Here is a 13,256-nt window from a genome sequence, read left to right on the forward strand (position 1 = left end):
CAGCGCGGCAACGGTCGTCGGCTGCCCCTGAAAGCCGTCGATGGCGCGGAGGAGTCCACCAAAAGCGATAGGGTCCGTAATGGCCGCCCGATGCTTAACAACCGGCGCCGTCAGGGCACCGCGCAACGCATACGTCGGATCGGCCGTGGCACGGCCGGTCGCGAGGGCGTAGCGAAACACCTCTCCGATGACCCCGCGCAGCCGCTTCGCAGTTTCAAGATCGCCCTTGTGCTCAACGGCGCGAAGGACGGCCAGCACCTCGGGAGCAGTGATTGCAGCAATCGGCCGATCCCCGATGTGCGGCTTGGCAAGGCTGCAGAGCCAGAGAAACTTCTCAAGAGTTCTCTCAGCCTTGCCTTCACGCTTCTTCTTATCGTGCAATTCTGAGGCGAGCACGGTGAACGTGGCAGCGTCGGCATCGGCCTTCGCAATCTTATCCAGCTTCTTTTGGACAGAGGGGTCAATACCCTCGCGCAGAAGCGCGCGGGCGGCGTCACGCTTCTTACGCGCCTCAGCAAGCCCGATTTCAGGATACGCGCCGAATGACAGCAGCTTTTGCTTCCGCGCATAGCGATACGCATACCGCCAAAGCCGTGCCCCGCTCGGAGCGATATGGATAAAGAGCCCGTGTCCATCCGCAATTTTTCGGGCTTTGTCGCTGGGCTTAAGCGCCCTCAGTGTAGCGTCTGTCAGCGCCATGTTGGTATCGTCCGTCCTGGTATCGCGTCGATACCTCGTACAATACCAACAGCGTTGTTGGATGCCAGCGGACGACGATGGACCGCAACGTACGCAGAGAACGCCCTACCCAAGAATCATGGCTCCTTTCGGACGCCTACGGACTTCTCTGGAGGGTAAATGGTGCCGCAAGAGGGATTCGAACCCCCGACCCCCTCATTACGAATGAGGTGCTCTACCAGCTGAGCTATTGCGGCGACGGGTCGGGCTGTATCAGCCTCGCCCTTGCTTGGCAAGGCGGGGCGGGCCCTCGTTGGCCATGGCCGACGACCGACGATCCGGATCGGGCAGGAGGCGCTTGCTCGATCCCCTCCGCAACGGCCTGCGCCGCGTGCCGTAGCCGGGCGACGCGGCCCTCAGCCCTTCTTCAGCTTCTCCGTCTCGGGCTTCTCCTGGCCGAGCGCGACGATGCCGCGGCGGATGGCGCGGGTGCGGGTGAAGTGCTTGTGCAGGGTCTCGCCGTCGCCATAGCGGATGGCGCGGGTCAGCACCGAGAGATCCTCGCTGAAGCGGCCCAGCATCTCCAGCACCGCCTCCTTGTTGTGCAGGAAGACGTCGCGCCACATCGTCGGGTCGGAAGCGGCGATGCGGGTGAAGTCACGGAAGCCGCCGGCCGAGAACTTGATCACCTCGGATTGCGTCACCGCCGCCAGGTCCTCGGCGGTGCCGACGATGTTGTAGGCGATCAGATGCGGCAGATGGCTCGTAATCGCGAGCACCAGGTCATGATGCTGCGAGCCCATCACCTCGACGATCGCCGCCATGCCTTCCCAGAACTGACGGGTGCGCGAGATCGCGATCTCGTCGGTGCCGGGCGGCGGCGTCAGGATGCACCAGCGGTTGAGGAAGAGGCTGGGGAAGCCGGCATCGGGGCCGGAATTCTCGGTGCCGGCGACCGGATGGGCCGGGACGAAATGCACGCCCTCCGGCAAATGCGGCAACACCGCCTCGACCACCGCATGCTTGACCGAGCCCGAGTCGGAAAGGATCGCACCCGGCTTCAGGGAGCCGGCGATCTCGGCGGCGACCGGGCCGCAGGCGCCGACCGGCACGCAGAGGATGATATGGTCGGCCTCGCGGGCGGCATCGGCAGCGCTCTCGGCGATCTCATGGCCGAGGCCGAGCGCACGGGCGCGATCGCGCACCTCGGGATCACGGTCGCTCAGCACGATGTGGCCGGCGAGGTTCAGCTCCTTGGCCGCATGCGCGATCGAGGAGCCGATCAGGCCGATGCCGATGATCGCGAGGCGGCCGAAGATCGGCTCGTGGCGGCGCGGCGCGAAGCTTTCCGCCACGCTCATTTGCCGGCCGTGAACTCGGCCAGCGCCGCGACCACGAGGCGATTGGCCTCCTCGCTGCCGATGGTCAGGCGCAGCGCGTCCGGCAGGCCATAGGACGCGACCAAGCGCAGGATCAGCCCGCGCTGGGTCAGGAAGGCGTCGGCCTCCTTTGCCGTCTTGCCGGCGGTCTTGGGGAAATGGATCAGAATGAAATTGCCGACCGAGGGCGTCACCTTCAGGCCGAGCTTCTCCAGCTCGGCCGTGGTCCAGGCCAGCCATTTGTCGTTGTGCTCGATCGCGGCGGCAAGATGCGCCTCGTCGGCGATGGCCGCGGCGCCGGCCTCGATCGCCGCACCGTTGACGTTGAAGGGGCCGCGGGTGCGGTTGAGCGCATCGACGATCGGGGCCGGCGCATAGAGCCAGCCGAGGCGCAGATTGGCGAGGCCGTAGATCTTCGAGAAGGTCCGCGTCATCACAACGTTCTCGCTCTCGGCGACCAGTTCGAGGCCGGAAGCATAGTCGTTGCGCCGGACATATTCGGCATAGGCGGCGTCGAGCACGAGCAGGACGTTCGAGGGCAGGCCGGCATGCAGGCGCTTGACCTCGTCGAAGGGCAGATAGGTGCCGGTCGGGTTGTTGGGATTGGCGAGGAAGACGATCTTGGTCTTCGGCGTCACCGCCTTGAGGATGGCGTCGACATCGGCCGTCAGGTTCTTCTCGGGCACGACCACGGGCCTCGCGCCGGCCGCGAGAATGGCGATGCGATAGACAAGAAAGCCATGCTCGGTGAAGACACCCTCGTCGCCATCGCCAAGATAGGTCTTGGTCAGCATCTGCAGCAATTCGTCCGAGCCGGTGCCGCAGACGATGCGGCCGGCGTCGAGCCCGTAGCGGGCCGCGATCGCCTCGCGCAGCTTCGTCGCCGAGCCGTCGGGATAGAACTCGAGCTTGCCGGCGAGCGCGCCATAGGCGGCCGCCGCCTTGGGGCTCGGGCCGAGCGGGCTCTCATTGGACGAGAGCTTGTGCAGCTTGACGCCGGCCGGAGCGGCCGACTTGCCGGGCACATAGGCCTCTATGTCGAGAACGCCGGGACGCGGGACGGGGCGGGAAGCGGGCTGGGACATGGCAGTCGGGCTTTCGGGTTCGGCGACCCTCCTCGTCATTCCGGGCGGCCGGAGGACGACCCGGAATCCATCGGAGGGCTCGGCACTCTACGATGGATTCCGGAGCGCCGCTTCGCGTCGTCCGGAATGACGGCTGGAGAATCAGGAGCGCAGTTTCAAACGGATCAAGAGCTGGCGGGTTTGAAGGCGAAGCGGGCGGCGTGGCTGCCGATCTCGGTGAACTCGCTGAGGCCGGCCGGCTCGAGCGCGCCGCGGATCGCCGCAGCGGAAGTCTCGCCGGAGGCCGCGACCAGCAGGCCGAGATGCGAGCCGTCGGCGGCGCTGGCCGAGACCTCGGCGAGATGCTGGCCAAGGCCGGCCCGCAGCGCCTCCGACCAGCGCTCGACGCGGGCGGCATAGAGCACGATCTCGCGCATGGCGGCGTCGGCCAGCGGCTTGGCGATGCAGTAGACCGGGGTGCCGGCCGGGTGGTCCGGCCGCTCGATGAAGGGCAGCCGGGCGATGATCTTCGGCTTGTCCTCGCCGATCAGATCGCGCCACCAGACGCCGGCGCTGGCGCCGAGATCCATCCGGAAGATGCCGAGATCGCCAGCCGATTCAGCAACAGCCCGGATGACGGCGCGGGCATCCTCATGCGGCACGTAAGGCACGGTGAAGCCGAAATGGAAGCGGGCGCTGTCGCGCATCGGCGCGTCGCCGCCGGAGACGTCGGCATGGACCGCGTAATTCGCCTGCACATAGGTGAAGGTCGCGATGATGATGCGCCAGATGCCCTCGATCGTGTCGAGCGGCAGCAGGCCCTGATGGCGCTGCGCCAGGCGCTTCATCATGTCGGCCTCGCGGCCGGGGCGGAAGGCCGAGCCCGAGGCCTGCGTCTTCTTGACCGCGATCAGCGTCTCGATGATCGAGGAACGCTCCATCAGCAGGCCATGCATGGCCGCGTCGATGCGGTCGATCTCGCTGCGCAGATCGGCAAGGGTGGTCGGGGCGGCTTCGGTCATGGCGCCAACTCTTTAATCTCGCGCGTCTCTTAGCTGCCGCGACAGAGCTTGGCAAAGCGCACCCTCGCGCATCGGCGCGTTGACAGGGCGCAAGCGGCGCGCCATCGGTTAAGTCCGCTATTTCGAACAGGTCGGGCGACAAGACAAATCGGAATGCCAAACCGGACGACGCAGGAAGCGCAAGCCCTGGCCGACGCGCTGACCGAAGCCAACCGGCCCTCGAGCCTGCTGGCGCAGTTCGGGCCGGAGCGGGCGCTGCAACTCGATTCCGGCGCCGTGCTGGAGCATTGGCAGATCGCCTACCAGACTTATGGCGCTCTGAATGCGTCTCGGTCGAACGCCGTGCTGGTCTGCCATGCGCTGACCGGCGACCAGCATGTCGCGAGCCGCAATCCGATCACCGGCAAGGGCGGCTGGTGGACGGCGATGGTCGGCCCCGGCAAACCGGTCGACACCGACCGGTTCTTCGTGATCTGCCCCAATGTGCTCGGCGGCTGCATGGGCACGACCGGCCCGGCCTCGACCAATCCGGAGACCGGCAGGCCCTGGGGCCTGTCCTTCCCGATGGTGACGATCCGCGATATGGTGCGCGCCCAGGCGCATCTGCTCGACAGCCTCGGCATCGACAGCCTGTTCAGCGCCGTCGGCGGCTCGATGGGCGGCATGCAGGTGCTGCAATGGGCGGCGAGCTATCCGCAGCGGGTGTTCTGCGCGCTGCCGCTCGCCACCGCGGCCAAGCATTCGGCCCAGAACATCGCCTTCCACGAGGTCGGTCGCCAGGCGGTGATGGCCGATCCGGACTGGCGCGGCGGGCGCTATCTCGAAGAGAACACGCGGCCGGCCAAGGGGCTCTCGGTGGCGCGCATGGGCGCGCACATCACCTATCTCTCGGAACCGGCGCTGCACCGCAAGTTCGGCCGCAAGCTGCAGGAGCGCACCGCCCCGACCTTCACCTTCGACGCCGACTTCCAGGTCGAGAGCTACCTGCGCCATCAGGGCGTCAGCTTCGTCGAGCGCTTCGACGCCAATTCCTATCTCTATGTGACGCGGGCGATGGATTATTTCGACCTCGCCGCCGACCATGACGGCGTGCTGGCCAAGGCCTTCGCCGGCACCAGGACGCGCTTCTGCGTCGCCTCCTTCACCTCCGACTGGCTGTTCCCGACCAGCGATTCGCGCGCCATCGTGCATGCGCTCAACGCGGCGGGCGCCTCGGTCTCGTTCGTCGAGCTCGAAAGCGACAAGGGCCACGACGCCTTCCTGCTCGAGGAGCCGAACCTGTTCGCGACGACGCGCGGCTTCATCGGCGCGGCGGCACGGGCAAGAGGGATTTGACGATGCTGCGCCCAGGCGCCCTCCCCCGTCATGGTCGGGCCTGTCCCGACCATCCACGTCTTCTCCGATCGGGCGGCGTGTTCAAGACGTGGATGCTCGCCACAAGGGCGAGCATGACGGCGTGGTTCGCACGCCTTGCGACAAGGGGCGTCAGGTGACCCTCCCCGACAGCCAGACCAGCCGCATCGACCTGCGCCTCGTCGCCGAGATGGTGACGCCGGGAACGCGGGTGCTCGATGTCGGCTGCGGCGATGGCGAACTGCTCGCGCTGCTGGCCGAGACGCGCGGCGTCGATGCGCGCGGCATCGAGCTGTCGCGCGAGGGCGTCGCCGGCTGCGTGGCGCGCGGCCTCTCGGTGATCCAGGGCGACGCCGACACCGATCTCGCCGACTATCCCGACGACTCGTTCGACTACGTCATCCTCTCGCAGACGATCCAGGCGACGCGCAATCCGCGGCTGGTGCTGGAGCAGATGCTGCGCATCGGCCGGCGCGCCATCGTCTCCTTCCCGAATTTCGGGCATTGGCGGATGCGCAGCCAGGTCTTCTTCCTCGGCCGCATGCCGGTGACGGACTCCCTGCCCTATTCCTGGTGGGACACGCCGAACATCCATTTCTGCACGATCCGCGACTTCGTCGTGCTCTGCGACACGATCGGCGCGGTCAAGGAGCGGGCGGTGGCGCTCGACGTCGCCGGCGGCCGCGTCGGCGTCAGCGCGCCCTGGTGGTTCTGGAACCTGTTCGGCGCGCAGGCGGTGTTTTTGCTGAAGCGGGGGTAGACGGCGTCATGCTCGGGCTTGACCCGAGCATCTCCGGCCGGAGGAGGCTTCGATCGGCGCCTCCTCGTCATGAGATTCCCGGGCCTCCGCTTTGCTCCGCCCGAGAATGACGTCCTCTCCTCAGAACGCCTCTTCCCAGTTGCGGCTGAGGCGCATCGCCGAATTGATCAGCCCGACCATCGAATAGGTCTGCGGGAAATTGCCCCAGAGCTCGCCGGTCTCGAGATCGGCGTCCTCGGAGAGCAGGCCGAAGCTGTTGCGCCGCTGCAGGATGCGGCCGAACAATTCCTTGGCCTCGTCCCTGCGCCCGATCGCGTGCAGCGCGTCGACATACCAGAAGGCGCAGATCAGGAAGCCGGTGTGCATGAAGCCGAAATCGTCCTCGGTGCTGTAGCGCAGGATCAGGTCGCCGCGGCGAAGATCGCGGCCGATCGCCTCCACCGTCGCGATGAAGCGCGGGTCATCGGGCTTGACGAAGCCGAGCTCGGCGATGAGCAGCAGCGTCGCATCGAGCTCGGCGCCGTCGAAGGTCGAGACGAAATGCCCCTTCTCCTGGTTCCAGATCCGCTCGGTGATGGCCGCCTTCAGGCGCTTGCCTTCGGCGCGCCAGTATTCCTTGCGGTCGGCGCGGCCAAGCGTGCCGGCGATGCGCGCCAGCCGGTCGCAGGCGGCCCAGCACATCACGCTGGAGAAGGCATGCACCCCCTGCTTCTCGCGCAGCTCCCAGGGGCCGGCATCGGGCTTGTCGAAGACCGCGATGGCGCGCTCGCCCATGCGCTCGAGCTGGCCGAACAGCGTCTCCTTGCCGGGCTGGATCAGGCGGCGATCGAAGAAGGAATGGGTCGCGGCGAGCACGACCGCGCCATAGCCGTCATTCTGGATCTGCGTGGCGGCGCCATTGCCGACGCGCACCGGCGTGTGGCCGCGATAGCCCGCGAGATTGGGCACCTCGAACTCGCGCATCTCGCCGCCGCGGGTGATCGGATAGAGCGGCGGCAGATGCTCGGCGCCGTTCTCGGAGAAGGTGTCGACGATGTTGGTGATGAATCTGAGATAGTCCTCCATCGTCCGCGTCGTGCCGAGGCGGTTCAGCGCATGCACGACGAAATAGGCGTCGCGCAGCCAGCAGAACCGGTAGTCCCAGTTGCGCTGGGTTCCGGGCGCCTCGGGGATCGAGGTGGTGAGCGCGGCGACGATCGCGCCGCTCTCCTCGAAGGAACAGAGCTTCAGGGTGATCGCGGCGCGGATCACCTCGCGCTGCCATTCGAACGGGATCGAGAGCGAACGGACCCAGTCGTGCCAATAGTCGGTGGTCTTGTCGAGGAACTCGCGCGAAGTCGTCTCGATCTCGGCGCGCAGCGCCTCGTCCGAGCCGAGGAAGAAGGAGAACGGCTTCTCGACCGCGAAGGGAATGCTCTCCAGCACATAGGAGATCGGCGCATCCGTGGTCAGGCGGATGGTCTGGTCGGCGCCGACGAAGCGGACATGGTTGGAGCCGCGGGTGATCTCGTCAGGCACCTCGCCGAGCCCGAGGCAGGGCCGCACGACGACGCGGACGCGCGGCCGGCCGGAGACGCGCCGAACCCGGCGCACCAGCTGCGGCGGCCGGAAGAAGCGCTCATAGCGCACGAAGCGCGGCGCGAAATCGAGGATCTCGAGCGCATTGCCCTGATCGTCTGAGAGGACCGAGGAGAGAATCGCGGTGTTGTCGAGATAGCTCTGCTCGCAGCGCGTCATCCCGACCATCTCGATGGCGAAGACGCCCTTCTCCGGCATCGCATCGCCATCCTCGATCTGGTTGTCGATCAGCGAGCAGAAGACCGGATCACGGTCGAAGCGCGGAAAGCAGCCCCAGACGATCCGGGCCTGCCGGTCGATCAGGGCGGCGATCGAACAGTTGCCGATGACGCCGAGATCGAGCGAGGCCACGCCTGGCGTGGCGACGGTTGTGACAGTCATGCATGATCCTGATGAAGCTAGTCTTGGAGGCAGGTTAGTCTTGGAGACAGGCTAGTCCTGGAGGAAGGTTTCGAGCGTGAGCTCGCCGCCATCGGCGGCGCCGAGCAGGATACGACGCAAAGCGGTGGGCGAGGCAAGCCGATGCCGGGCACAGCTCTCGCCCTCCCCGATCCGGATAGACAATCCCGAGGCCGCGTTGACCGTGGCGAAGCCGTCCTCATCGGTGATGTCGTCGCCGATGAAGACGGGCTGGCGGCCGGCATAGGTCTGCTGCTGCATCAGCCAGGCGATGGCGCCGCCCTTGCTCGCCGTGGCCGGCACGAGCTCGGCGACGGACTTGCCACGCTGGAGCCGCATCGAAGGACCGATCTCGGCGGCGAGGCGCTCCATCAGCGCCATCGCCTCCTCGGCCAGCGCCGGGGCGAGCCGCCAGTGCAGCGCGACCGACTGGCGCTTGTCCTCGACGAGGATACCGATATTGGAATTGGCGAAGCGGACCATCGCCCGCGTCGCCACGCGCAACGCCTCGGACGGGGCGGCAAGCGGCGCATCCTCGCCGCCGAGGCGAAGCTGGGCGCCATGCAGGCCGGCGGCATCGAAGCGATACGGCGCCATCATCTCGTCGAGCAGCGCTACGGGACGGCCCGAGACCAGCGCGAGCGCGCCGCCGAGGCGCTGACGCAGCGCATCGAGCGCCACCGGCACGCGCCGATCGATATGAATGTCCTCCGGCGACGGCGCGATCTCGACCAGGGTTCCGTCGAAGTCGAGAAACAGTGCTAGTTTGGAGGTGCGGACCGCGGCCGCGGCGGCGGGCTCGGCGATTTCGGGGCTCAGGGCTTGCGACATGTCGGCCTTGCTAGACAACGAAACAGGCGAAAGGACGACCGTCCGTCGGCTCGCCACATTCAGGGTTCAGTTTGCCGCCGTCGCCATGATCCGGTCACGGCGACGACGCGATCCGGCCAAGATGGCCGGCCTGCACACGAAACATTACGTCTGCCGGCGCGTTCTGTTCCCGCGCCTATGCGGCATTCGTCAACGAAAAGTGAGGCATTATGCGTCTAGTGGTGGTTTCCAACCGCGTCACCATGCCGGAGCGCGGCGAAAAGGTGGCGGCGGGTGGGCTGGCGGTGGCGCTCCGCTCGGCTCTCGAGCAGCATGGCGGGCTCTGGTTCGGCTGGAGTGGAGCGACGAGCGCCGAACCTTCGTCCCGCGTCGAGCCGGTGCGGCTCGGCAAGGTCTCCTACGCCGTGGTCGATCTCAGCGAGGCCGAACGCCAGAGCTATTATCTCGGCTTCTCGAACCGGGCGCTGTGGCCGCTGATGCATTACCGGCTCGGCCTGACCGAATTCAACCGTTCCGACTATGCCGGCTACCTCGCCGTCAACCGCCGCTTCGCCAGGCTGCTGCTGCCGCTGCTCAAGCCCGACGACGTCATCTGGATCCATGACTATCACCTGATCCCGCTGGCCGCCGAGCTGCGCCGCCGCGGCGTCACCAACCGGATCGGCTATTTCCATCACATCCCCTGGCCCTCGGCCGAGGTGTTCGGCGCCCTGCCCTTCAGCGCGACGCTGATCAGCACGATGACGGCCTATGACCTCGTCGGCATGCAGACCCAGGTCGATGCCGACAACCTGATCGGCGGCCTGGTGGCGCTGCGCGGGGCGCGGCGCGAGGGCGACCGGGTCAGGGCCGGGCCGCGCTCGACGGTGGTGCAGGCCTTCCCGATCGGCATCGATGTCGAGGCCTTCCGCAAGCTCGCCGCCGCCTCGGTGCGCGCCGTGACCCAGCCGATCAGGGCGACCACCGGGCCGCTCGGCGGCCGCAAGCTGGTGATCGGCGTCGACCGGCTCGACTATTCCAAGGGCATCGTCCAGCGGCTCGAGGCTTTCGGCCAGTTCCTGCGCAGCCATCCCGAGCATCGCGGCAATGTCGGTCTGCTGCAGATCGCCCCGCCCTCGCGCAGCGACGTGCCGGAATATGCCGAGCTCGACCGGCAGTCGGACGAGGTCGCCGGGCGCCTCAACGCCGCCCTCGGCGAGTTCGACTGGACGCCGATCCGCGTCGTCAAGAAGGCCTATTCGCGCAGCGCGCTGGCCGGCTTCTACCGGCGCGCCCAGGTCGGGCTGGTAACGCCGATGCGCGACGGCATGAACCTCGTCGCCAAGGAGTATGTCGCGGCACAGAATCCCGAGGATCCCGGCGTGCTGGTGCTTTCGCGCTTTGCCGGAGCGGCGCATCAGCTGGGCGAGGCGCTGATCGTCAACCCTTACGACACCCACGAGGTCGCCGAGGCGATCCGGACCGCGCTCGCCATGCCGAAATCCGAACGCGTGCGGCGCTTCGAGCGGCTCTACGCCACGATCGCCTCGAGCGATATCGGCTGGTGGACCTCGCGCTATCTGGCAGCGCTCTCGGGCGCCGGCGCCGCCGAGAGCGCGGTACCGCCGCCGGGGACGCCGAAACCGGCGAGCGGAGCGCGCAAGCCGGCGGTGCGCCAGAGCGTCCGCAGCCGCCCCGCCGCGGAAAAACCGGCCGCGAAAGGTGGCGCGAAGCCGGCAGGCGCGGCGAGTGGCGCCGGATTCGGCAAGAAGCGCAGCGATTTCAGGCAGCCCGCACGCGCCAAGCCCTTGCCGAACGCGCCCTCACCTCGCTAGAAGCAGGCACGGACCGGGCCTCGCTTGCAACTCGGGCGGGACGGTGTCAGGTCTGAAAAGACACGTCGGCCTGATAGGCTGAGGAGGCGGGCGGAGGGCAATTGATGCGAGGCGCACTCGGGGGATCGGGCGTTCTGCTACGCCGTCTCCGCGAGGTGATGGCAGCGCCGGTGAGCCCGCAGGAGCGGCTGGACCGGCTCGTCGTCCTGATCGCCGGCAATCTCGTGGCCGAGGTCTGCTCGGTCTATGTCCTGCGCGAGGACGGCTCGCTCGAGCTGTATGCCACCGAAGGCCTCAACCGCGAGGCGGTGCACCTCACCACCCTGCGCGCCGGCGAAGGCCTCGTCGGCCTGATCGCCAGCGAGGCCGAGCCGATCGCGCTGTCGGACGCGCAAGCCCACCCGGCCTTCTCCTACCGGCCCGAGACCGGCGAAGAGATCTACCGCTCCTTCCTCGGCGTGCCGATCCTGCGCGGCGGGGCGGTGATGGGCGTGCTCGTCATCCAGAACCGCGCCTCGCGCATCTACAGCGAGGACGAGACCGAATCACTGCAGACCACGGCCATGATCATGGCCGAGATGATCGCGGCCGGCGGCCTGAAGGCGCTGTCCAGGCCGGGCGCCGCGATCGGCCTCGAGCGGCCGATCCATGGCATCGGCACCACGCTCGCGGACGGCGTCGGCCTCGGCTACGCCGTGCTGCACGAGCCGCGCGTCGCGATCATCGACCTGATCGCCGAGGATCCGGCATACGAGGTCGCGCGGCTGGAGGCGGCGATCGCGCAGATGCGCGCCGCGATCGACGAGCTGATCGAACGCGGCGACGTCGCCCATACCGGCGAGCATCGCGACGTGCTCGAGACCTTCCGCATGTTCGCCCATGACCAGGGCTGGCTCCGGCGCATGCGCGAGGCGGTGATGACCGGCCTCACCGCGGAGGCGGCGGTCGAGCGCGTCCAGTCCGACACGCGCGCCAAGATGCAGCGCCAGACCGACCCCTATCTGCGCGAGCGCCTGCACGATCTCGACGACCTCGCCAACCGGCTGCTGCGCACCTTGGTCGGCAAGGCCAACGGCGTCGCCCGCGAGCAGCTGCCCGAGAACGCCATCCTGATCGCCCGCTCGATGGGGCCGGCGGCGCTGCTCGACTATGATCGCTCCCATCTGCGCGGCCTCGTCCTCGAGGAGGGCGGGCCGACCAGCCACATCGCCATCGTGGCGCGGGCGCTCGGCATCCCCGCCGTCGGCGAGATCGCCAATGCGACGGCGCTGATCGAGGCGGGCGACGCGGTCATCGTCGACGGCCAGGCCGGCGAGGTGCAGATCCGGCCGCAGCCCGATGTCGAGAACGCCTACAAGGACAAGGCGCGCCTGCGCGCCCGCAAGCAGGAGCAGTACCGCAAGCTCAAGACCCAGCCGGCGGTGACCAAGGACGGCGTCGAGATCACCCTGCAGATCAATGCCGGGCTGTTCGTCGACCTGCCGAACCTGGAAGAGACCAATGCCGCCGGCATCGGCCTGTTCCGCACCGAACTGCAGTTCATGGTGGCGCAGCACATGCCGACCACCGCCGAGCAGCAGGCGCTCTACGGCGCCGTGCTGGCGGCCGCGAACGGCCGGCCGGTGACCTTCCGCACGCTCGATATCGGCGGCGACAAGGTGCTGCCCTATATGGAACGCGTCGAGGAAGAGAACCCGGCGCTGGGCTGGCGGGCGATCCGCATCGGGCTCGACAAGCCGCGCCTGCTGCGCGCCCAGGTCAGGGCGCTGCTGCGCGCCGGCGCCGGCTACGACATGAAGATCATGCTGCCCATGGTCGCGACCGTGAACGAGTTCCTGCGGGCCAGGCTGATCGTGCGCCGCGAGCTCGCCGTGCTCGAGCGCGACGGCCGCCCGGCGCCGCTCAGCCTGCAGCTCGGCGTCATGGTCGAGGTGCCCTCGCTGCTGTTCGAGCTGCCGGAGATCGCCCGCGAGGCGGATTTCCTCTCGATCGGCACCAACGACCTGATGCAGTTCCTGTTCGCGGCCGACCGCGAGAACCGGCGCGTCTCCGACCGTTTCGACCCGCTCTGCGCCGCCGGTCTCAGGGCGATGCGCGCCATCGTCGACGAGGCCGGCAAGGCCGGCTGCCCGGTGACGGTCTGCGGCGAGATGGGCGGCAAGCCGATCGAGACGCTGGCGCTGATCGCGCTCGGCTACCGCGCCTTCTCGATGTCGGCGGCCTCCGTCGGGCCGGTCAAGGCGATGGTGCGGGCGCTCGACGCCGGCAAGGCGCGCCAGCGCCTCGACGCCTGGCTGGCCGCCTCCGACGGCGCCGCCAGCCTGCGCCCGCTGCTCGCCGCCCTCGCCGCCGAGATGAAGGTTCCGGTCTAGCGACGC

At 68.0% G+C, this 13,256-nt stretch carries 10 protein-coding genes and 1 tRNA gene; 4 read left to right on the forward strand and 7 right to left on the reverse strand.

Annotated features, from left to right (window positions below):
- The 5 genes from V6M56_RS04590 to V6M56_RS04610 all read right to left on the reverse strand — a co-directional run.
- On the reverse strand, nt 1–699 hold a 699-nt coding region (locus V6M56_RS04590), incomplete at its 3' end, for a tyrosine-type recombinase/integrase (protein WP_332681675.1).
- A gap of 160 nt (nt 700–859) precedes the next feature.
- Nucleotides 860–935: transfer RNA gene (locus V6M56_RS04595), tRNA-Thr, on the reverse strand.
- A 159-nt stretch (nt 936–1,094) separates the two neighbouring features.
- Nucleotides 1,095–2,033, reverse strand: coding sequence for a prephenate/arogenate dehydrogenase family protein (locus tag V6M56_RS04600; protein WP_332681676.1), 939 nt, complete (start codon nt 2,031–2,033; stop codon nt 1,095–1,097).
- A gap of 2 nt (nt 2,034–2,035) precedes the next feature.
- Nucleotides 2,036–3,142: a histidinol-phosphate transaminase gene (hisC, locus tag V6M56_RS04605; protein ID WP_332681677.1), complete on the reverse strand. Its 1,107-nt coding sequence runs from the start codon at nt 3,140–3,142 to the stop codon at nt 2,036–2,038.
- Nucleotides 3,143–3,306: 164 nt separating this feature from the next.
- Entirely contained in the window at nt 3,307–4,143 is an 837-nt protein-coding gene (locus tag V6M56_RS04610; RefSeq protein ID WP_332681678.1) for a chorismate mutase, read from the reverse strand.
- A 153-nt stretch (nt 4,144–4,296) separates the two neighbouring features.
- Between V6M56_RS04610 and metX the strand changes: the two genes are divergently transcribed.
- On the forward strand, nt 4,297–5,478 hold the full coding sequence (gene metX, locus V6M56_RS04615; protein ID WP_332681680.1) for a homoserine O-acetyltransferase MetX: 1,182 nt from the start codon (nt 4,297–4,299) through the stop codon (nt 5,476–5,478).
- 154 nt (nt 5,479–5,632) lie between these two features.
- Entirely contained in the window at nt 5,633–6,256 is a 624-nt protein-coding gene (gene metW, locus V6M56_RS04620; RefSeq protein WP_332681681.1) for a methionine biosynthesis protein MetW, read from the forward strand.
- A 120-nt stretch (nt 6,257–6,376) separates the two neighbouring features.
- Here metW and V6M56_RS04625 read toward each other — a convergent pair whose 3' ends face one another.
- Both V6M56_RS04625 and otsB read right to left on the reverse strand, forming a co-directional pair.
- On the reverse strand, nt 6,377–8,215 hold the full coding sequence (locus V6M56_RS04625) for a glycoside hydrolase family 15 protein (RefSeq protein ID WP_332681682.1): 1,839 nt from the start codon (nt 8,213–8,215) through the stop codon (nt 6,377–6,379).
- A gap of 51 nt (nt 8,216–8,266) precedes the next feature.
- Nucleotides 8,267–9,064, reverse strand: a complete 798-nt coding sequence (otsB, locus tag V6M56_RS04630) for a trehalose-phosphatase (protein WP_332681683.1) — start codon at nt 9,062–9,064, stop codon at nt 8,267–8,269.
- Nucleotides 9,065–9,270: 206 nt separating this feature from the next.
- Between otsB and V6M56_RS04635 the strand changes: the two genes are divergently transcribed.
- Together V6M56_RS04635 and ptsP are read left to right on the forward strand one after the other, a co-directional pair.
- Nucleotides 9,271–10,878, forward strand: coding sequence for an alpha,alpha-trehalose-phosphate synthase (UDP-forming) (locus tag V6M56_RS04635; protein WP_442881079.1), 1,608 nt, complete (start codon nt 9,271–9,273; stop codon nt 10,876–10,878).
- A 104-nt stretch (nt 10,879–10,982) separates the two neighbouring features.
- Nucleotides 10,983–13,250, forward strand: coding sequence for a phosphoenolpyruvate--protein phosphotransferase (ptsP, locus tag V6M56_RS04640; protein WP_332681687.1), 2,268 nt, complete (start codon nt 10,983–10,985; stop codon nt 13,248–13,250).
- The last annotated feature ends 6 nt before the right edge of the window (nt 13,251–13,256 follow it).

Origin of the sequence: Allobosea sp. (genome assembly GCF_036675845.1) — a bacterium.
GTDB lineage: Bacteria > Pseudomonadota > Alphaproteobacteria > Rhizobiales > Beijerinckiaceae > Allobosea.

Bases quoted from the DNA above. Each gene is read 5' to 3' on its own strand.
- hisC (WP_332681677.1), bottom strand. From the start codon at position 3,142: ATGTCCCAGCCCGCTTCCCGCCCCGTCCCGCGTCCCGGCGTTCTCGAC.
- V6M56_RS04610 (WP_332681678.1), bottom strand. From the start codon at position 4,143: ATGACCGAAGCCGCCCCGACCACCCTTGCCGATCTGCGCAGCGAGATC.
- metX (WP_332681680.1), top strand. From the start codon at position 4,297: ATGCCAAACCGGACGACGCAGGAAGCGCAAGCCCTGGCCGACGCGCTG.
- V6M56_RS04625 (WP_332681682.1), bottom strand. From the start codon at position 8,215: ATGACTGTCACAACCGTCGCCACGCCAGGCGTGGCCTCGCTCGATCTC.
- otsB (WP_332681683.1), bottom strand. From the start codon at position 9,064: ATGTCGCAAGCCCTGAGCCCCGAAATCGCCGAGCCCGCCGCCGCGGCC.
- ptsP (WP_332681687.1), top strand. From the start codon at position 10,983: ATGCGAGGCGCACTCGGGGGATCGGGCGTTCTGCTACGCCGTCTCCGC.